Genomic DNA, 18,816 nt, shown 5'->3' on the forward strand with positions numbered 1-18,816 from the left:
TAACTCATTTATGATATATTTTTGGTTATGACGCAGGAAACCGCTGAGCACGTTGCCGCCATGTTGAGGGACGCCCGCACCGAGAAGGGCTGGACCCAGGGCCAGCTGGCCGCCGAACTCGGCACCAGCCAAAGCGCCGTCGCCCGGATGGAACAGGGCAAGCAGAACCTGAGCCTGAAGATGATCCAGAGGCTGGAAACCATCTTCGACCGCAGCATTGTCAACGTCGGCAAACCGCAAATGACGCATCTCCGCGTAGAGGGCGGCCACACGCTGTCCGGCGCCGTGGACGTCAACAGCAGCAAGAATGCCGGCGTGGCCCTGCTCTGCGCCAGCCTGATCAACCGCGGCACCACCGTGCTCCGCCGGCTGGCCCGGATCGAGGAAGTTAACCGCATCGTCGAAGTGTTGACCAGCATCGGCGTGGAGTGCACCTGGCTCAACGACACCGACCTGCGCCTGCGCCGTCCCGCCGTCCTGGACCTGGATGCGATGGACGTTGACGCGGCCCGCAGGACCCGCAGCGTCATCATGCTGCTGGGTCCACTCCTGGATGAGTCGCGGGAGTACCGGCTGCCGTACGCCGGCGGCTGCGACCTTGGCACCCGCACCGTGGAACCGCACATGCAGGCATTGCGCCAGTTTGGCCTTTCGGTGGAGGCCACTTCAGGTTTCTACACCGTCCAGGCGCCTCCTGCCGATACCCGCGACCGCTCCTTCGTCCTTACCGAACGCGGGGACACCGTTACCGAGAACGCCATCATGGCTGCGGCGCACCGGCCCGGTACCACCGTGATCCGGAATGCGAGCCCCAACTACATGGTGCAGGATCTGTGCTTCTACCTGCAGATGCTCGGCGTCACCATCGAGGGCGTGGGCACCACCACCCTGAAGATCACCGGCCGGCCCGAAATCGACGCCGAGATTGAGTACTTCCCGTCCGAGGACCCTATCGAGGCCATGAGCCTCATCACTGCCGGCATCGTCACCAACTCCGAGGTCACGGTGCGCCGGGTGCCCATCGAATTCATGGAGATTGAGTTGGCCACCTTGGGCCAAATGGGGCAGGAGCTGGAAATCTCCGGTGAGTACATGGCACGCAACGGCCGCACCAGGCTGGTGGATGTCACCACCAAGCCCTCCATGCTGCGTGCCCCGGAGGACAAGATCCACCCCATGCCGTTCCCCGGGCTGAACATCGACAACCTGCCGTTCTTCGCGGTCATCGCCGCGAACGCGCAGGGCCAGACGATGATCCATGACTGGGTGTACGAGAACCGGGCGATCTACCTGACGGAGCTGAACCGGCTTGGGGCGCAGGTGCAGCTCCTGGATCCGCACCGGATCTACGTCAACGGGCCCACCAAGTGGCGCGCCGCCGAGGTGGGCTGCCCGCCTGCGCTGCGTCCGGCCGCCTGCCTGCTGCTGGCTATGCTCGCCGCGCGGGGCGTGTCCGAGCTGCGGAACATCTACGTGATCGAGCGTGGCTACGAGGACCTGGCCGAGCGCCTGAACACCATCGGCGCCAAGGTGGAGTACTTCCAGGACTAGGATTCACGGTTCGTCATGAACCGCTGGTGGCCTTTCAATGCCGGGCAAGTATCGCAGAATGTTGGTATGCGTACTTTTGGCGTGGAGGAAGAACTCCTGATCGTTGATCCGGAGTCCGGGGAGCCCCTTGCCTTGGCCGACGCCCTCCTGGCCAACCACCACGTTGCAGCCGACGATCTTCCCGTGGACCCGGAGGTCCACCACACGGGAAAGCAGGCGGATTACGACGACGAGATGGGTTTGAGTGCCGAGCTGAAGCTTGAGCAGATCGAGACGCAGACCCGGCCGTGCCTGGAATACCGGAGCCTGCTCGAACAGATCCGCGCTGGCCGCTCCCTGGCTGATCAGTCCGCCAGGAGACACGGCGCCCGGGTGGCGGCACTCGCCACCTCGCCGATGGCGTCCACCACCCACACCACTCCTGACCCGCGCTACGCAAGGATGCTGGAGCGCTTTGGCCTCACCGCCCAGGAACAGTTGACCTGCGGTTTCCACGTGCACACCTTTATCGAATCGCCTGAAGAGGGCGTGGCGGTTTTGGACCGGATCCGGGACAAGCTGGCAGTGCTGACGGCCCTAAGCGCCAATTCGCCCTTCTGGAACGGCGTTCCCACCGGCTTCGAAAGCTACCGCACGCAGGCCTGGAACCGATGGCCCACGGCAGGACCTGCCGGTATTTATGGCACCTACGCTGCGTACCGGCGCGTGGTAACCCGGCTGCTGGAGAGCGGCGTCATGCTCGATGAGGGCATGCTGTATTTCGACGCGCGGCTTTCCCGCAACCATCCCACGGTGGAGGTCCGCGTGGCGGATGTCTGCCTTCGTGCCGAGGACGCCGCGCTCATTGCCGTGCTGGTCCGGGCGCTCGTGGAATCCGCCAGCAGGGAATGGCGGGACGGCGTGGACCCCGCGCCGGTTCCCACTGTCCTTTTACGGATGGCCTCCTGGCAGGCCAGCAGCGCCGGCCTCAGTGGTGAACTCCTGGATTTCGGCAACTTCCGACCCGCGCCGGCCGCGGACGTGGTGCGCTCCCTGGTGGACTACCTGGCTCCCGTCCTGGCTGAACAGGGCGAGCTGGCCCTGGCCCGGCAGGGCGTGGAGGACATCATCGCCCGCGGAACAGGAGCCGCCGAGCAGCGCCGCGCCCGGGAAAAGGCCTTGGCAGGCCCGCCTCCGGAGGACATGGGCTTCGGCGCGGTGGTCCGGCAGGCCGTCCACGTCACAATGCGCGATGCCCTGGATCTTGCAGATGTGGAGGCCACGCCCGAATTGCTGCGCGTCCGCCAGTCCTGAGGGACAGCCGGCAGAAGCCGCAGGCCGTATCCCTTCGCCAGCTCCTACATAGCCAGGAGCTCAATAAGTGCTTCCTCCAGGATGCTTCGTTGCCCCGGCAGGGTTCCAGGTGGCCAGTGGGTTGGTTCGGGGTCGGGGTGTTCGGGGTTGTAGTGGCGGCCTGTTGGTGAGGTCCAGCCCGGTGGTTCGTTTCGGGTGGCCGGATCGGGGATCCAGGGCCGGGCGTGCTTGAGCCGGTGATGTTTGGGGCAGAGTTGTCCCAGGTTCCGGACGTCTGTTCTGCCACCGTGTTCCCAGGCGGTGAGGTGGTCGGTGTCGTTGTCCGGGGTGCGATTGCTGCAGCCGGGGAAAGTGCATTTACCGTCGCGCATCCGGATCCACTGTTTGATGGTTTCCGTGAGCCGGTAGCGGGTGCGGCCGATCTCCAAGGGCGCCCCGTCCCGGGGGTCGACCAGGACCCGGTAGAACGACTCCGCCCCGTCCGCGACGAGTTTGCGTGCCATCGATGCCGGGATCGGGCCCAGGCCGTCCAGTTCTGCGGGTTCGTCCGTGACACTGAGCAGGGAGAACACCGGCACCATGACCAGCACGTCGGCCCGCGGGGTGGGGACCTTGCCTATCTGGGTGAGGCCCGCCGAGCCGGTCGGGCTGCCTGCACCCGGCGCGCTTCCGGAGCCCGCGGCGGTGTCAGCGGTGGCGGTGCTTCCGTTGGCCTGGCCCGCAGTGGTTCCGGTGCCGAGGAGCAGGGATGCTGCGATGTCGGGGCGGAGCTGGGTGAGGGTGCGGGGTTCGTTGGGGCCTTGGAGGCCGCGGGCGGTGGCGGTGGTGCGGTTCCAGATGGCGCACGCGGTGTCGCCGGGGAGGCGGAGGGAGATCCAGGCCATGCCGTCCCGGTCCGGAGTGTATTCCATCCGCCGGTCCGCCACACCCTTCGCGTGGCGCTTCTGCAGGCTTTCGGGGTGGTGGCGTTCCCGCCAGCCGCGGACCCTCACCCGGAACCGGGACGGCACCAGTTGGCCGGGCGCCGCGCCGCGGGCCGGGTTGGGGGCATCGGGGCTGAAGAAGTGGGCTACTAATGCGGCGGCACTGTCCGGGGTGAGGCCTTCGGTCTCGTCCGCTACAACTTTCGCGTGCTGCCAGGACAAGGCACCCGCAGACAGCGCGTCCATCAGCGGCGGCAGGGAACACACCTGCCGGGACTGCTCCACGAACGCCCCGGCCGCTCCGGAACTGATGGTCAGGACCCCGGCGATCTCCTCCACCGCTGACATCTCTACGTAGGTGCGTTCGTGCACCGGCGCGTCCGGGGCAAGCATCGCGTGCTGGAACCCAACGCACTCCGCAGCATCGCGTGCCTTGACCGCGGCGAGCTGCGCCTCCAGCCGCTTCACCACCTCCAGCCGTTCCAGCCGGAGCTCGTACCGCCGCTGCAAAACGTCTACGTCAGCACCAACCCCGGCGGCCAGGAAATTATCCTCAGCAGCAAGCGCGTCGAGGGCGGCAACGGAGGCATGAACGCCCTCCAAAACCACCCCGCCACCGCTGCTGATTCCCATAAGAGCATCTTCCAACGGGGGTCTGACAATATGAGGGCGCGAAGCCCGCCGTCTGGAAAGGCCCTGAAACTTGTGCCCGTCTCATAGCTGCAGCGGCGAAATCTGTGGCACGTGCGGGGGCGGCGTGCCATACTCGGCGCGTGACGCCGTCGTATTCCTTCAAAACCGAACTCCGGCTGTACCCAGGCGAAGCCGGCTGGCACTTCCTGACCCTGCCGCCAGAGGTGGCGGATGACATCCGCGCTCTAACGGCAGGGGCCAGCAAGGCATTCGGCTCCATTAAAGTGCAGGCCAAGGTGGACGGCCACGCGTGGCAGACGTCGCTGTTCCGCGACAGCAAAAGCGCGTCCTACCTGCTCCCCGTCAAAAAGGAAATCAGGGACAAGGCGCACCTCAAGGACGGTGACAGTGTGCAGGTCCAGCTGGAAATCGGGACGGACCATTCCCGGCCCGGCTAGACCTGCTTCAGGGCCTGTTCCAGGTCGCCGATCAAATCGTCAACATCCTCAAGGCCCACGGAAAGCCGGACCACACCGTCAGTGAGGCCAATGGCGGCACGTCCCTCCGGCCCCATGGCGCGGTGCGTGGTGGTGGCAGGGTGCGTGATCAGGGACTTGGAATCGCCGAGGTTGTTGGAGATGTCAATGATCCGCAGCCCGTCCAGCAGCGCGAAGGCCGCTTCCTTGCCGGAGCGCCCGCCGGTGGAGGCGAGCTCAAGGGTGAGGACGGTACCGCCGGCGCTCATCTGCCTTGCGGCCAGCTCATACTGAGGGTGGGATTTGAGCAGCGGATACTTCACCCAGCTCACGGCGGGCTGTTCCTCCAGCCACTCCGCGAGCCGCAGGGCGGTGGCAGCGGAATGGCTTACCCGCAGGCTCATGGTCTCCAGGCCCTTAGTGAGAACCCAGGCGTTGAACGCGGAGAGTGCCGGCCCGGTGTGGCGCATCAGCTGCTTCACCGGGCCGTCGATGAACTCCTTCGTGCCCAGGATGGCGCCGCCCATCACCCTGCCCTGGCCGTCGATGTGCTTAGTTCCCGAGTAGACGATCACGTCCGCGCCCAGGTCGCCGCAGCGCTGCAGCAGGGGAGTGGCAAAGACGTTGTCCGCCACCACGGTGGCCCCGGCGGCGTGCGCAAGCTCGCTGACCGCGGCGATGTCCACGATCTCCTGCATGGGGTTGGACGGGGATTCGAAGAAGACGGCGGTAGTGGGCTGGGAGAGGGCCTCGCGCCACTGGTCCAGGTCCGGACCATCCACGAAGACGGTCTCCACGCCCCACCGCGGGAGGATCTCGTTCAGGATCACAAAGCAGGACCCGAAGAGCGAACGGGCGGCCACCACCCGGTCCCCGGCAGCCAGCAGGGCACCCAGGGCGGTGAACACCGCGGACATGCCCGACGCCGTCGCAAAGCACGCTTCGGTGCCTTCCAGCAGGCGCAGCCGCTCCTGGAACGTGGCCACGGAAGGGTTGCCGTAGCGCGAATAGACAAAGCGCTCGTCCTCGCCGGTGAAGGCCCGTTCAGCTGCTGCAGCGGATTCGTAGACGAAGCCGGAGTTCAGGAAGATGGCCTCGGACGTTTCCTGGAAGTTGGTGCGGTCCAGCCCGCCGCGGACAGCCTGGGTGTCAGGGCTCCATCCCGGGGCGTCTTGATTGAAGCTCACTTAGTTCTTTCCGAGGTTGGTGGGCAGGCCGCGGTTCTTCCAGCCGTTGACGGTGCGCTCACCGTAGCGGTCCGGCTCGCCTTCAAAGCCCTCCAGCACGTTGTAGGAGGTGAAACCGGCCTGTGTGGCGGCGGTGGCAGCGGCAACCGAACGGGCGCCGGACCGGCACAGGAACACCAGTTCAGCGGACGGGTCCTCCGGCGCCTGCTCCTTGAGGTCCTTCACGAAGTCTGGGTTGGGGATGCCGCCGGGGAAGGTCCACTGGATGAAGAGGGGATCGTTGTCCGTGGCCTTGGTGTCCGGGATGCCGATGTGGGCCCATTCGCCCTCGGTGCGGACGTCCACCAGGATGGCTCCCTGCTCCAGCTTTGCCCATGCTTCCTGGGGCGTGAGATCTCCCGCGTAGCTCATGCGTGGCCCTCGCCGTCGAACTCGCCCTCAAAGTCTGCGTCCAGCTGATCCACCGCGGTGGCCACCGCTGCGTCGGCGGAGGCGATTGCTGCCGGAAGGACCACTGCCTGCGCCACGATGACACTGCTGCCGTTGAAGGTGGCTGCCGGGCTGCCGTGCAGGACGTAACCGTCAGCCAGCGCAGCCGAGATCCGTTCGCAGAAGGAGCGGTCGTCCGGGCCTGTGATCAGGCGGTAGGACAATTTTTCGTCAGGGGCGGGTGCGTCGGACACGACGGATCTCCTTCTTTCACGCTTGCAGCTCGAATCGGTCGATATGCCGAGTACTCACCTGAGGCACCCCGCCGCGAAAGGGAGGGTTGCCGACCGGCCAGTCAGGGCTTCACACCGGTACTCATTACTCCCCAAAAACGTAACACCTGCCGCGCCGGGCCGCACGGCCGCCGTCGTCATGTTCCGTAATTGAGCTGCGCCGAGGGAAGTTGCAGCGCCCGGGGACGGTCCGACGGCGGACATCACCGCAGGTGGGCCGCCTGCCGCGCGCTGTCAGCAGCCGCCGGGCCGATAAAGTTCTTACCGGGGCGCCGCCGGCGTCATCAGGGCAATGAGTACCGGGGGGCTTCTCACCATGCGTGCAGTCACATCGCACCACCACGCCGCAACCCGCCGGAACCATCGGCACCCGATCTGCGCGTTTCTGGCCGCGGCCCTCATTGGGCTCATGGTCCTGCTGGCCGCTGCTCCGTCGCATGCGGCGGAGGCTGCACCGGAGAAGGGAAAGCCCTGGCTTGGTGCCGTGCTCGAATGGGGCGAGGACACCGCCGCAGGCTTCAGCGGCAGGCTGGGCGCCCGCCCGGCCGTCTTCGGCCACGACATCACCATTCCGTACCGCGATTCCGAACGGAATGACATCGATGGCTTCCTTCAGCAGGCCGGAGCCGAAGGCACCCACGCCCTGCTCACGGTAAAGCCATCGGTGCCGCTGGATCAGCTCGGCGCACCCGAGGCAGAAGCGTTCGCCAAGCAGGTGCGCGGCCTCGCCGCCGGCTTCAAGGGGCAGCTGCTGATCCGGTTTGCCCCGGACATGAACTCAAGCTGGGTGTCCTGGGGCCAACAGCCTGCCGCCTACCGTGAGGCCTTCCAGGCGGTTGCGGCAGCGTTCAGGAAGTACGACGGCGGCCCGGCCGCCATGGTGTGGGCGCCTTACCTGGGCAAGGACTACCCCTTCGACCGCAACCGGGATGCGCCGCAGCCGGGAAGCGAGGGCTTTACCCTCCTGGACACGAACGGTGACGGGGCCTGGGACGGAAGCGACAGCGCCTACGCGCCGTACTACCCGGGCGATGACGCCGTGGACTGGGTGGGGCTGGCTGCTTATCACGATGACACCGCCGGAGGTGCCGCCGTCAACACCGCGCCGCGGGCCGGCGAACTCCAGGAGATGCTGACGGATTCCGGCAATGAGAACTTCTACGGCACCTATTCGGAAGGGCACAGGAAGCCCTTCCTGCTTCAGACCGCGGCCTTCTACAGCCCGGCCTCGGGCGGGGCGTCCGAGGCGGAGATCAAAACCGGCTGGTGGGACCAGGTGGTAACAACTGCCACGTCCTCCGGTTTTGCCGGGACTGCCGCCGTGGTCTGGGACGAGCGCACCAGCACCAGGGATACCGGCGTGGCAAGCATCAGCTGGCTGCTTACGGGACAGCCGGAGATCGCCAAAGCGGCCCTGGAGAGACTGAAGGCAGCACCAATCGTTACCGGTCCCGTCTCCGACGTGGCCTCAGGAAGCACGTACGTCAGGGCCAACACCCTCCCGGGGGCCGCCGCCTGGTCTGTCGCTGCCGCCATGGTGATCCTCCTGGCGGCCCTGTGGCAGATTCCCCGCCGGATCGACGCTGCCACGGCCTGGAGCTACCGGGATCCCTCCACCCGGGATTCGCGCGTGGATCTGCTGCGCGGAGTGGCCATCGTCTTTGTGGTGGTGAACCACCTGGGCATGGCCTCGCTGTTCCAGCTGCTCACCCAGGAGGCCGTGGGCTTCGTGTCCGGCGCGGAACTGTTCGTCCTGTTCTCCGGCCTGGTGGTGGGCATGGTGTACGGGCCCAAGGCCAAGGAGGACTTCGGACGGGTAGTGGACCTCACCACGCGCCGCGCCGGCAAGCTCTACCTGACGGCACTGGCTGTTCTGATCGGCGTCTTCCTCCTGTCCCTGCTCCCGTTCTTCCATACCGAGGCCCTGACCACATTCGTTGACCAGGGAACCGGTGGAGCCGGGCATACCGGATCCGGCCGGACCTATGACCTGTACGCCGGCATGTCATCGCTGTTCCAGTTCCCCGTCCCGCCCCAGGTGCTCCCGGCCATCGTGCTGCTGCAGTTCGGGCCCTGGCAGTTCAATGTCATGGGGCTCTATGTGGTGCTTTTGCTGGCCAGTCCGCTGATCCTCGCGGCGCTGAACCGCGGCAAGGCCATCTGGGTGCTGGTTGCGACGCTCAGCGTATATGCGGTGGGGGCCGTGACCCGGTTCCGGATCCTGCCCTCGCAGTTCGAGGACTCCTTCCCGCTGCTGGTGTGGCAGGTGCTGTTCGTGCTCGGGCTGGTTGCGGGTTACCACCGGCGCAGCATCACGGCGTGGCTGTCCCGGCACACTTGGGCGGTAGTTGCGTGCACCGCGGCCGCATTCGCGCTGGCCTTCCTGTCCTGGGGCAACCCGTACCTGGCCAACAGCTACGATGTCCGCCTGGCGCTCCTGCCGGACGCCTCCTACCGGGCCATGTACGACGCCTTCTTCTCCCGCACATACCTGGCCCCGGGCCGCCTGCTCAACGTCCTGGTCCTGGTGGTGGCGTCCTACGCGTTCCTCAGCGCCTACTGGAAACCGGTGGAGCGGCTCCTGGGCTGGTTCCTGGTTCCGCTGGGCCGGGCCACGCTTTACGTGTTCATCATGCACGTGGTGCTGATCGCCGTCGTGGCCAATATTCCGGCGCTGCAGCAGCAAAGCATCTTCCTGAACACCGCCGCCTACGCCGTGGTCCTGGCGCTGCTCTGGGTGATGGTCCGCACCAGGTTCCTGTTCCGGATCATCCCTACCTAGCGCCGGGCCAGCCCGGGCTGCCGCCCTGTTTCCAGCCAGGGCGGGCATGAAAAATGCTGCGGCACGGTGTGCCACAGCATTTAATCAGGTACCACTGGTTGTCCGGTGGCCTTGTGCTAAAACCGGGAGGGCTCAGACCAGTCCGGGGTAGCTGGTAAGGATGTAGTCGGCAGCGGCAGGACCCTTCATGCGAAGGCCGTTGCGGCGGGGCGAAATCCGGTGCTTCATGGCTGACCAGAAGCTGTCCTCGGTGCCGGGCGACTGCTGGTTGATGAAGCACCAGCTGGTGTACAGCCCGTAGAGGCGGTCACGGTCCAGGCTGGAACCTGAGGCGTGGTCGGGGTAGGTGGCTTCGTTGAGAAAGAGATCGAACTGCGAATGTGCCATGATGGCTCCCCTTCGCTAAGTGCTCGGCGCCGCCGTTCGGCTACAGCAGCAAAACCCAATGTCCTGCACGTGGCCATCGGATTTATAGGTTGAGTCCCCCTGAAATGCAGTGGGCCTCAGCGTTGTCAGCGCCTGTCTACGATGTAGACTGTACTAGTAGACTACAAGTGATGCAACCGTCTCGATTTATTCGGGACACCACCTCCACAGCTAGGACAACGCCATGGATGCCCCGCGTGCTTCAGGCCGCACACCTGTCAAGGCAAGGTTGAGCAGGGAAACCGTGCTGGCCAAGGCCCTCGAACTGGTTGATGCAGAAGGGCTGGACGCGTTGACCATGCGGCGCCTGGGGCAGGAGCTTGGCCGGGACCCCATGAGCCTCTACCGCTACGCCGAGAACCGGGCCGCGCTCCTGGACGGGGTTTCGGAGCTGGTCCTTGACCAGCTCCCGGTGCATCCCGAGGACCCGGACTGGAAAGCCCAGCTGCGGAACATTGCCCATGACCTGCGGATGCTGGCGCTCGAGCATCCCAACGTTGTCCCCCTGCTGGTGACCCGGCCCCTGTCCACGCCGCTGGGGCTGCGCCCGCTGGGCACGCTGCGGCCGCTGGAACAGATCCTGACCCTGCTCGCGGCGGCAGGATTCGAACCGGCGGATGCGCTCCATGTCTACCGCGCCTACTACGGCTTCCTCTACGGGCACATCCTGAACGAACTGCAGGAGTACGTGGTGGACCCGGAAGAGAACGAAGTACTGCTGCGCCTGGGGCTCCACCGCCTGCCCGCAAAGGAATTCCCCCGGCTCCGTGCCCTGGCGCCGGCATTGGCAGAGTACGACGGCGCCAGGGAGCTTGACCAGGGACTCACCATCCTGCTGTCCGGGCTGGAAACGCAGCTCTCGCGGCAGGTGGCAGGTTCCAGCGCGTGACAGCAGCGTCCGCGCCAAAGGCGCGGGTTATGGCAGCGGCGCTATTCGAATGACGCCCGGCGCCGGTCCTGCGCGCGGGTGTTCCAGACGTCCGGCCGGTTCACCTGGAACCTGCGTCCGGTCAGTGCCTTGGCGTTCAGCCTGACGTAGTTTGCCTTTTCGCCCGGCTGCCAGGGCTCCAGGCCCAGGCCGTCCACGGCATCCTTGACGGCCTGGTCCTCGACGATCTCGGTATCGCCCCGCACCACCACGCTCCAGGCCAGTTCGGTGGCGGGATCATAGCCGTCGATTTCCAGTGCGGCGGGCCGCTCCATCCTGGCGCCCCAGAGCTTGGACCCGGGTGCCGTGCGGAACACGATGCTGCGCAGGTGGACAACGTAATTCACGGGAAAGATCTCCGGATGTCCGTCCACCACAATGGCCAGCCTGCCCACGATGTCATTGGCAAGGAGATCCCAGCAGTCGTCAAAGGACAGATTTTCGATCGGCAGCTTTTGCGAGTCCATGGTGCACACCTTACGGGTGATGCAAGGAGGGGAAAAGGGCCGGCCGCGGCCTGTCGGGGCCTAGTGGATCCCGGCGAAGAGCCCGTTCAATTCAGTGGTCAGTTCCTTTTGGACAGACGGGGTGCCGATCTCCTTGCCATCGATCCGGTTCACGGGTGCCAGCAGCCGGACGCTGGAGATCAGCCAGACCGCGTCCGCGTCCAGGAGGTCCCGGGGCTCCAGCGGGCCATAGCCCAGTTCCCAGCCTGCCGCCTTGGCTGCAGCGAAGAGCGCACCCTGGGAGGTTCCGGGCAGGATGCCGCTGTCCAGCTGCGGCGTGATGAGGCGCTTGACTGTTGTGCCGTCGTCGGACTTTTCCACATGCGCCAGCAGCACCGTGGACGTGGGCCCTTCCAGGACGCGACCATCAGATGACGTGAAAATGACGTCGTCGGCGCCCTGCTTGTGCGCGTGGCGCAGCGCCGCCATGTTGACGGCGTAGGAGAGCGTCTTGGCCCCCAGGAGCAGCCAGGGCGCCCGTTCGGCCACGTCACTGTCGTAGCCCCGGTCAAGGAGGATGACGTCGATGCCCGTTTCCCGCTGCCGGCGGCCGGCAGTACCGGCCGGCGAGGCCTGGACCCAGGCGGTGGGGGTGGGCGCGCCCTCCACGCCGCGGGTCACCACCAGTTTGACCACCAGTTCATCTGCCGAAGGGTCTGCCGGCGCGTTCTCCGACCGATGCCGGGCCACGGCAGCCGCAATGGCACGCCGCCATGCGTCCTGGTCCGGGATGTCCAGGTCCAGCGCAGTTGCAGATCCGGCAAGCCGATCCAGGTGCGCCTGCATTTTCCGTACCGTCCCGCCGACTGCCAGCATGGTTTCGAAGACGCCGTCGCCGCGCGTGACGCCAAGGTCCGTGACCAGCAGCTGGGGCTTGGAGGCATCGGCCTCCCTGCCGTCGGGGTAGGCAGGGTCAAGGAAAACGAGAACCACGGGGGCTGGAGAGCTCATGGCACCAGCTTAGTGCGGTGCCGCGGATAAGCTGGGCAGAGTGCCCCGGGCGGAAACCGTCCTCCGGGAGCCCAATTTCCCCGGGAGTTATTGACGTGTTGTGGCCTTTTTCGCTTGCCGGCACCGCGCCGACATGGGTTGTAGTGCTCCTGGGCTTCGCGGACCTTGTCATCAGGGTCCTGGCGCTGGGCATCATCCCCGGCAACAGGCGGCCCACCACCGCCATGGCCTGGCTGCTGGGGATCTTCTTCATCCCGTTCGTGGGCATTGTGCTGTTCCTGCTGTTCGGCAACTTCCAGCTCTCCAGCCGCCGCCGCGCGCAGCAGCAGCAAGTCAATGAGCGGGTGCGGGCCGGCATCACCGCCCTCGCGGATGCCGAAAGCGACTATCCGGGCCCGGAGTGGGTGAAGTCCGCCGCTGAGCTCAACCGCACCCTGGGTTCGCTGCCCATGGTGGACAACAATTCCGTCGAGCTCATCCCCGGCTACCCGGACTCCATCCTGGACATGACGAACGCCGTCCGGAAGGCGAAGAAATTCGTCAATGCGGAGTTCTACATCATGAGCTCTGACCATGTCACCAACGACCTGCTCACCGCCCTTGAGGAGGCCGCCGAACGCGGCGTGGAAGTGCGGCTCCTCTTCGACCACATCGGAACGCTGCGCATCAAGGGCTACCGGAAGCTGCTCAAGCGCCTCAAGGCCGGCAAGATCCAGTGGAAGCGGATGCTGCCGCTGCTGCCCATCCACGGCCAGTGGCGCCGGCCGGACCTGCGGAACCACCGCAAGATCCTGGTGGTGGACGGCGAAGTCGCGTTCACGGGCTCGCAGAACCTGATCGAGCCTTCCTATAACAACCCGCGGCACCGCAAGGCGGGCCGCGAATGGGTGGAACTGATGGCGTGCCTCCGCGGCCCCATCGTGACCACCCTGAACGTCGTCTTTGCCACTGACTGGCTGACCGAGACCGACGAGTCCCTGGAGCACCAGCTGCAGCTCCCGTCGAACCCCGAACCCGGCAACGTTACGGCCCAGGTGGTGCCCAGCGGCCCCGGGTTCATCACCGAAAACAACCTCCGGCTCTTCAACACGCTCATCTACTCCGCGCAGCACCGGATCTCCATTTGCAGCCCCTACTTCGTTCCCGACGATTCACTGCTCTACGCCATCACCACCGCGGCGCAGCGCGGCGTGGACGTGGAGCTGTTCGTGTCCGAGAAGGGCGACCAGTTCCTGGTCCACCACGCGCAGCGGTCCTACTATGAGGCGCTCCTCGAAGCCGGCGTGCGGATCTACCTGTACAAAGCGCCGTTCGTGCTGCACGCCAAGCATTTCACCATCGACGACGAAGTGGCCGTCCTGGGCTCCAGCAACATGGACATGCGGTCGTTCTCGCTGAACCTGGAGGTGTCGGTGATGCTTTTGGGCGAGGACATCGTGAACAAGATGCGGGCGGTGGAGGACACCTACCGGGACATTTCCCACGAGCTGAAGCTGGCGGACTGGCTCAACAGGCCGCTCGCTGCACGGTATGTGGACAACGTGGCCCGGCTGACGGCCACGGTTCAATAGGCACGGTGCAAGAAGCCGGCCCCGCAGCCAACTATTCGTCCGCGCTGACCCGCTGGCCGTCGTCGCGCCCGGCATGCTCCGCCCAGCCGCCCTTCCGGTAGGCGGGAGTCCCCAGGGCAAGCACCATCACCGCCAGGGCGCAGCTGCCGATCATAACGCCGGCCATCGACAGCGAATTTCCGCCCAGGACCCCCACCAGGGGACTCACCAGGCCGGCCACCCCCGACTGCAGGGCGCCGATGACCGCAGCCGCCGTTCCCGCCATATGGCCGTAATTGTGCAGGGCCAAAACAGAGGCGTTTGCCGGGACCATTCCCTGGGCCGACAGGACCAGCCACAGGGCGGCCACCAGGCCAAACGCGCCACCGGCACCCGTGGCCACCACCACGAGCAGCACCAGGGCAAGGCACAACTGGACCAGGAGGGCGGTGCGCAGGAGGCGGACCGGTGGGAACTTCCGGACCAGGGCGGCGTTGAGCTGCGCGGATAGGACCAGCGCGGCGCCGTTAAGGGCAAAGACCAGGGCGAACTGCTGGGCGGTGAGGCCGTATTCGTTCTGGAAGACAAAGGGGGACCCCACCACGTAGCTCATGATCAGGGCCAGCCCCAGCCCGGGAATAACGGCAAGCGCCATGAAATGTCTGTCCCGCAGCAGCGACCAGTACGCGTTTGCCACATGCCTGGGATTGCCCGGACTGCGGCTGTCCTCCGGCAGCGTCTCCGGCATGAACCGCCAGACGATTGCCACCAGGACCACCCCGATCAGCGCCAGGGCGTAGAAGACAGCCCGCCAGTTCCAGGCGCCGGCGATCGCCTGGCCCACAGTAGGCGCCAGGAGCGGCGCCACGCCAATCACCAGCATCAGCCGGGAGAGCAGCTGGGCAGCGGCGGAACCAACGAAGCGGTCGCGGATGACGGCGAGCGCCACCACGGCGGCGGCCGCGTTGAAGAAGCCCTGAAGTACGCGCAGCCCGGTCAGGGTTTCGATGTTCGGCGTCAGGGAGCACAGCAGCGAGATGGCCACGTGCAGCGAGATCCCGATGACCAGGGGCAGCCTTCGGCCGAACCGGTCCGAGAACGGGCCGATCACCAGCTGGCCGACACCGGCCCCCACAAGGGTTCCGGACAGTGTCAGTTGGGCGGCGGTCTGGGTGGTGTGGAGATCGGCTTCCACAGCAGGCAGCGAGGGCAGGTACATGTCCGTGGTGATCGCCGGAAGGGCGGCCAGGGCGCCAAGCATGAGAATGTACTTGACGCTTCGCGGTGCCTGCTTGCTGGTGTTGTGGGGATGAGACGGGTCCGTCACGCGGCAAACCTCACTCGTGTGGGCGCTTGGGTATCCCGCCGCATTGCTTGAGCGGTTCAGCTGACGCTCAGCTCCCTACCCGCGGCGGCGTCCTCCTAAACCGTTTTCCCGGGAGTGGTGAAACCTCTCAGTCGTCCGGAAACTCCGCACCCAGCGTGGAAAGGACCCCGTAGGCCTTGGTCCGGATCTCTTCATACTCGTCGTCGGGATCGGAATCAGAGGTGATGGCACCGCCGACGCCCAGTGAGAGTTCCGCGGTTCCGTCGCCGGCCGCACTGATCACCAGGGTCCGGATGGCGACGGCGAGGTCCGCCGCCGCGTTCAGCGAGAAGTAGCCGATGGTTCCCGAATAGAGGCCCCTGGCCCCTGCCTCCAGCTGGTCGAGGATGGCCATGGTGCTGATCTTGGGGGCGCCGGTCATGGAGCCGGCAGGGAAGCAGGCTGCCACCGCCTCTGCCCGCGGCGCCCCGGGGAGGAGGTGCGCGTCGATGGTGCTGACCATCTGGTGGACGGTGGCGTAGCTCTCGATGGCGCAGAGCCGGCTGACCGTGACGGAGCCTGGGATGGCAAAGTGGCTGAGGTCGTTGCGCAGCAGGTCCACGATCATGATGTTCTCGGCCCGGTCCTTCAAGGAAGTGGCCAGGTCCGTGCGCAGCCGGCTGTCCTCCTGCGGGTCCGCAGCCCGGCGGCGGGTGCCCTTGATCGGCTCGGCGCGCATGCCGCCGTCGGACCCTATCTTGAGGAACCGCTCCGGCGAGGTGCTGGCCACGGCAAGGTCTCCCAGCCGGAGGTAGCTCGCGAAGGGAGCCGGGTTCCTGCGGCGGAGCGCCAGGTACGTGGCCCACGGATCCAGGGAGCCGGCCGGGATCCTGGCTTCGAGCGTGGTGGTCAGGCACACCTCGTAGGTATTTCCCTGGGCGATCTGATACTGGGCGGCGGTGATCTTCTCCCGGTACCGCACGCCCGTGTCCCGGCTGCGGAAAGTGGGCGGGGCAGGGGGTGCGACGCCGGGGCTGCCGCCGGCTTGCGCCGTCCGCTCCACCGCGGCTTCCACGGCGGACCGGGCATGCGCCAGCCACTCGTCCGCGTCCGGTGCCTCGAGCGCCAGGATCCAGGTGGTACCCTCGGCATGGTCCAGGACCACAGCCCTGCCAGCGAAGATCAAAGCGGCGTCCGGGGTGGGTGCGGAAAGGTCGGCGCCGCCGGTTTCACGTTTGAGTTCGTACCCCAGGCAGCCCAGCCAGCCAAGGGTGAATTCGCCGGGGTAGCCCTCCGGGGTCCGCACCGCGCGGCGGCCCCAGACCGTGTCCAGCCAGCGGAAAAAGGGGCCGGGAACGCTGGCGGTGGACGAGCCTGCGCTGATCCGGCTCACGCCCCCTCGGTGCGTGACGCACTGCCCGAACGTGCCACCGTCGTCAGCCATGATGCTGAACCGGCTGCGCGCGGCGGCAGTCCGCTGCGCGGGATCCGCAGCGCCAGGTTCCGTGCCCGCGTTGGAGGAGTCCAGCCACACGGCATTGCCGGAGCGGCCATACAGTGAATGGAACAGGGCCGGTGCATCCGGGACGGCCTCCATGCGTTCGGCCCGAAGACGGAGGCCGCGGCGGGCCGACAGTTCGGGGGCGAGGACCGGAGCCAGGGCGGGGAGGCAGGGGAGCAGCTGCAAAATTTCCGTCGGGGCTGCGCCATCGGCGAGGTTCCGGACGCGAAGGTCCGCGTGGCCGGGCACGTTATCGCGGCCCAGCCATTCCTCCTCCTGGGCGGCCCACAGGTCCCAGTACGGTTCATACGTTGCACCGTCGCGGTCCAGTGCCCGGGTCCGCCGGTCATCGTCAGGGGATTCCGTCCAGATCACGGCGTCCAGCATGGGACGGGCCGCTTCCGCGGCGGCCCCTACCCCCTCCACAATGACGATCTCCGCCGGAAGCGTCACCCGGGTGTCGCCGTCGTAGTGGTTCTCCCAGTCCCAGCTGGTCCACGACGCTGCCTGGCCTCGGCTCAGCGGGGTGAGGACTGTGGAGACATAACGTTCGACGCCGGCAGCCAGGCCGTCCCAGCCAGGGTAAATGTCCTCAAGGTGGAACAGCGAGACCTTGTGGTGGGCGCGGAGCCGGGCCGCCAGCTCGACGGCGAGGGTGGTCTTCCCTGCGCCGGAGCGCCCGTCGACGGCGATAATGACGGGGGCTGGGCTCATGGACTAGAGCGTACCGTTTTCAGCGGGGCGTTCGCTTGGGGCCTGCACCGATTGGTTTCGCTGCGGCTAGTGCGGCTGAAGCTGGGTGTTTTGCAGGACTGCGGACTTGATGTGCTGTACGAGTCCCGGCAGGGCCGCGTGGATCTGGTGCCAGACGGCGTCGAAATCCGCATGACCGCCGTACCAGGGGTCCTCGATGCCCTGGTCCAGCCGGTCGCGCTCCGCCATGCTGGGATCGAAACTGCGGAGCATCCGGATCTTGTCCAGGGATTCCTGGTCCGGCGCCGCCTCGCTGAGCCAGGCGTAGTGGTCGATGTCCAGGGCCAGGATCAGGTCGCGCTCGCGGAACCAGCCGGGCTCCCACTCCCGGGCCACGTGGTCTTCGGAGGTGAGTTGGGTTGCGGCGAGCCGGCGGGCGGCGCGGGGATCGATGGCGCGGCCTGCCTCGTAACCGGTAATGCCTGCCGAATCCACCTCCACCAGGCGGTCAAGGCCCTCGCGTTCAAGCGCTGCCTTGAGCATAAGCTCGGCCATGGGGGACCGGCAGATGTTGCCCGTGCAGACGGTGATGACGCGATATGCGCTCGACGCTGAGTTCATGCCCCTAAGCATGCGCGCTTCCGATCACTCTTGGCTAGCCGCGTGTTCACAATGGTTTACGGCTTTGTAAAGATGCATTACTAACCCCGGAATGGGTACGGGTCACGTTGGTGCCCTCTTTGGGAAGCGCCTCTTTCAGTGGATCAGGGCCAGCAGGATACCCACGGCCACGAACAGCACGCCGAACACCCTGCTGAGGACCCTTTGGCCACGCTCTGTGTTGGTGAACCGTTGGAATGACCTCGCGGCTGCCGCAAAGAAGAACCACATCACCAGGATGTCGATGGCAACAATGGTGGCCGTCAGCACGGCGTACTGGGTGAACAGCGGTTGATCGGGCCGGATGAACTGGGGGGTGAAGGCGAGGAAGAACACGATCGCCTTCGGGTTCAGGAGGTTGACCCAGAACCCGCGCCGGAAGATGGACCAGGCGGGTTCGTTGCGGAGGGTGGCGGCCTGCTCCTGGGCCGCCGTGGGCTTGCTCAGGAACTGGCGGATGCCCAGGTACACCAGGTAGGCGGCGCCGGCATAGCGGATCACGTTGAAGGCAAGGGGTGAACTGGCCACCAGGACGCCAACACCCAGGGCCACGATCAGCACGTGCACCACCAGCGCTGCCTGCTGGCCCAGGATTCCCCAGATCGACCGGCGGAAGCCCGCGTTCAGCGAGTTGCTCATGGTGTTGATGGCCCCGGCACCGGGGGTGAAGCTGATCAGGGCGCCTGCGCCCGCCAGGGCCAGCCAGAGAGAGAATTGCACCAACCAAG

At 66.3% G+C, this 18,816-nt stretch carries 17 protein-coding genes and 1 riboswitch; of the genes, 6 read left to right on the forward strand and 11 right to left on the reverse strand.

The features are described from left to right. Positions 1–27: 27 nt before the first annotated feature. Complete coding sequence (locus QFZ60_RS00535) at positions 28–1,551, forward strand: UDP-N-acetylglucosamine 1-carboxyvinyltransferase (RefSeq protein ID WP_307087217.1); 1,524 nt, start codon at positions 28–30, stop codon at positions 1,549–1,551. A 66-nt stretch (positions 1,552–1,617) separates the two neighbouring features. Then, positions 1,618–2,844, forward strand: coding sequence for a glutamate--cysteine ligase (locus QFZ60_RS00540; RefSeq protein ID WP_307087218.1), 1,227 nt, complete (start codon positions 1,618–1,620; stop codon positions 2,842–2,844). A 44-nt stretch (positions 2,845–2,888) separates the two neighbouring features. Here the strand turns inward: QFZ60_RS00540 and QFZ60_RS00545 are convergent, their stop codons facing one another. Beyond that, complete coding sequence (locus QFZ60_RS00545; protein WP_307087220.1) at positions 2,889–4,400, reverse strand: HNH endonuclease signature motif containing protein; 1,512 nt, start codon at positions 4,398–4,400, stop codon at positions 2,889–2,891. A gap of 140 nt (positions 4,401–4,540) precedes the next feature. Here QFZ60_RS00545 and QFZ60_RS00550 point away from each other — a divergent pair, with 140 nt between their 5' ends. After that, positions 4,541–4,858 carry a DUF1905 domain-containing protein gene (locus QFZ60_RS00550; RefSeq protein WP_307087224.1) on the forward strand — a complete coding sequence of 106 codons (318 nt, stop codon included), beginning with the start codon at positions 4,541–4,543 and terminating at the stop codon, positions 4,856–4,858. Here the strand turns inward: QFZ60_RS00550 and QFZ60_RS00555 are convergent. From QFZ60_RS00555 to QFZ60_RS00565, 3 genes are read right to left on the reverse strand one after another with little or no spacing between them, the layout of a single operon-like run. Next, positions 4,855–6,063: an O-succinylhomoserine sulfhydrylase gene (locus QFZ60_RS00555; protein WP_307087227.1), complete on the reverse strand. Its 1,209-nt coding sequence runs from the start codon at positions 6,061–6,063 to the stop codon at positions 4,855–4,857. The genes QFZ60_RS00550 and QFZ60_RS00555 overlap by 4 nt on opposite strands. After that, positions 6,064–6,474 (reverse strand): rhodanese-like domain-containing protein, encoded by a 411-nt coding sequence (locus tag QFZ60_RS00560; protein ID WP_142118170.1) that lies wholly within the window; start codon positions 6,472–6,474, stop codon positions 6,064–6,066. It abuts the gene before it with no gap. Beyond that, positions 6,471–6,746, reverse strand: coding sequence for a DUF1737 domain-containing protein (locus tag QFZ60_RS00565; RefSeq protein WP_307087228.1), 276 nt, complete (start codon positions 6,744–6,746; stop codon positions 6,471–6,473). Before QFZ60_RS00565 ends, QFZ60_RS00560 begins: the two co-directional genes overlap by 4 nt. Positions 6,747–6,759: 13 nt before the next feature. After that, a riboswitch (SAM riboswitch) is annotated at positions 6,760–6,875 on the reverse strand. 226 nt (positions 6,876–7,101) lie between these two features. Between QFZ60_RS00565 and opgC the strand changes: the two genes are divergently transcribed. Beyond that, positions 7,102–9,567 (forward strand): OpgC domain-containing protein, encoded by a 2,466-nt coding sequence (gene opgC, locus QFZ60_RS00570; protein WP_307087230.1) that lies wholly within the window; start codon positions 7,102–7,104, stop codon positions 9,565–9,567. 132 nt (positions 9,568–9,699) lie between these two features. Here opgC and QFZ60_RS00575 read toward each other — a convergent pair whose 3' ends face one another. Beyond that, the gene (locus QFZ60_RS00575; protein ID WP_142118164.1) at positions 9,700–9,954 is read right to left on the reverse strand and encodes a hypothetical protein; all 255 of its coding nucleotides are present in this window, start codon (positions 9,952–9,954) and stop codon (positions 9,700–9,702) included. A 223-nt stretch (positions 9,955–10,177) separates the two neighbouring features. Between QFZ60_RS00575 and QFZ60_RS00580 the strand changes: the two genes are divergently transcribed. After that, positions 10,178–10,882 carry a TetR/AcrR family transcriptional regulator C-terminal domain-containing protein gene (locus QFZ60_RS00580; RefSeq protein ID WP_307087232.1) on the forward strand — a complete coding sequence of 235 codons (705 nt, stop codon included), beginning with the start codon at positions 10,178–10,180 and terminating at the stop codon, positions 10,880–10,882. Between the two features lie 41 nt (positions 10,883–10,923). On the opposite strand, the gene QFZ60_RS00585 is transcribed toward QFZ60_RS00580, so the two are convergent. Then, complete coding sequence (locus QFZ60_RS00585; protein ID WP_307087234.1) at positions 10,924–11,388, reverse strand: pyridoxamine 5'-phosphate oxidase family protein; 465 nt, start codon at positions 11,386–11,388, stop codon at positions 10,924–10,926. A gap of 60 nt (positions 11,389–11,448) precedes the next feature. Beyond that, positions 11,449–12,378, reverse strand: coding sequence for an aminodeoxychorismate lyase (locus QFZ60_RS00590; protein WP_307087236.1), 930 nt, complete (start codon positions 12,376–12,378; stop codon positions 11,449–11,451). A gap of 95 nt (positions 12,379–12,473) precedes the next feature. On the opposite strand from QFZ60_RS00590, the gene cls reads away from it, so the two are divergent. Beyond that, the gene (cls, locus tag QFZ60_RS00595) at positions 12,474–13,949 is read left to right on the forward strand and encodes a cardiolipin synthase (protein ID WP_373427651.1); all 1,476 of its coding nucleotides are present in this window, start codon (positions 12,474–12,476) and stop codon (positions 13,947–13,949) included. A 31-nt stretch (positions 13,950–13,980) separates the two neighbouring features. Here cls and QFZ60_RS00600 read toward each other — a convergent pair whose 3' ends face one another. From QFZ60_RS00600 to QFZ60_RS00615, 4 genes are all read right to left on the reverse strand, one after another. Beyond that, positions 13,981–15,255 (reverse strand): multidrug effflux MFS transporter, encoded by a 1,275-nt coding sequence (locus QFZ60_RS00600; protein WP_307087238.1) that lies wholly within the window; start codon positions 15,253–15,255, stop codon positions 13,981–13,983. Positions 15,256–15,382: 127 nt separating this feature from the next. After that, on the reverse strand, positions 15,383–17,449 hold the full coding sequence (pabB, locus tag QFZ60_RS00605) for an aminodeoxychorismate synthase component I (RefSeq protein ID WP_307087240.1): 2,067 nt from the start codon (positions 17,447–17,449) through the stop codon (positions 15,383–15,385). A gap of 66 nt (positions 17,450–17,515) precedes the next feature. Beyond that, positions 17,516–18,049: a low molecular weight protein-tyrosine-phosphatase gene (locus tag QFZ60_RS00610; RefSeq protein ID WP_307087242.1), complete on the reverse strand. Its 534-nt coding sequence runs from the start codon at positions 18,047–18,049 to the stop codon at positions 17,516–17,518. Positions 18,050–18,184: 135 nt separating this feature from the next. Beyond that, complete coding sequence (locus tag QFZ60_RS00615) at positions 18,185–18,808, reverse strand: LysE family transporter (RefSeq protein ID WP_307087244.1); 624 nt, start codon at positions 18,806–18,808, stop codon at positions 18,185–18,187. Positions 18,809–18,816: the final 8 nt, after the last annotated feature.

The organism is Arthrobacter sp. B2I5 (assembly GCF_030816735.1).
In the GTDB taxonomy this organism is placed as follows: domain Bacteria; phylum Actinomycetota; class Actinomycetes; order Actinomycetales; family Micrococcaceae; genus Arthrobacter.

Bases quoted from the DNA above. Each gene is read 5' to 3' on its own strand.
- QFZ60_RS00590 (WP_307087236.1), bottom strand. From the start codon at position 12,378: ATGAGCTCTCCAGCCCCCGTGGTTCTCGTTTTCCTTGACCCTGCCTAC.
- QFZ60_RS00560 (WP_142118170.1), bottom strand. From the start codon at position 6,474: ATGAGCTACGCGGGAGATCTCACGCCCCAGGAAGCATGGGCAAAGCTG.
- QFZ60_RS00580 (WP_307087232.1), top strand. From the start codon at position 10,178: ATGGATGCCCCGCGTGCTTCAGGCCGCACACCTGTCAAGGCAAGGTTG.
- QFZ60_RS00545 (WP_307087220.1), bottom strand. From the start codon at position 4,400: ATGGGAATCAGCAGCGGTGGCGGGGTGGTTTTGGAGGGCGTTCATGCC.
- QFZ60_RS00610 (WP_307087242.1), bottom strand. From the start codon at position 18,049: ATGAACTCAGCGTCGAGCGCATATCGCGTCATCACCGTCTGCACGGGC.
- QFZ60_RS00540 (WP_307087218.1), top strand. From the start codon at position 1,618: ATGCGTACTTTTGGCGTGGAGGAAGAACTCCTGATCGTTGATCCGGAG.
- QFZ60_RS00575 (WP_142118164.1), bottom strand. From the start codon at position 9,954: ATGGCACATTCGCAGTTCGATCTCTTTCTCAACGAAGCCACCTACCCC.
- QFZ60_RS00535 (WP_307087217.1), top strand. From the start codon at position 28: ATGACGCAGGAAACCGCTGAGCACGTTGCCGCCATGTTGAGGGACGCC.
- QFZ60_RS00585 (WP_307087234.1), bottom strand. From the start codon at position 11,388: ATGGACTCGCAAAAGCTGCCGATCGAAAATCTGTCCTTTGACGACTGC.
- pabB (WP_307087240.1), bottom strand. From the start codon at position 17,449: ATGAGCCCAGCCCCCGTCATTATCGCCGTCGACGGGCGCTCCGGCGCA.
- opgC (WP_307087230.1), top strand. From the start codon at position 7,102: ATGCGTGCAGTCACATCGCACCACCACGCCGCAACCCGCCGGAACCAT.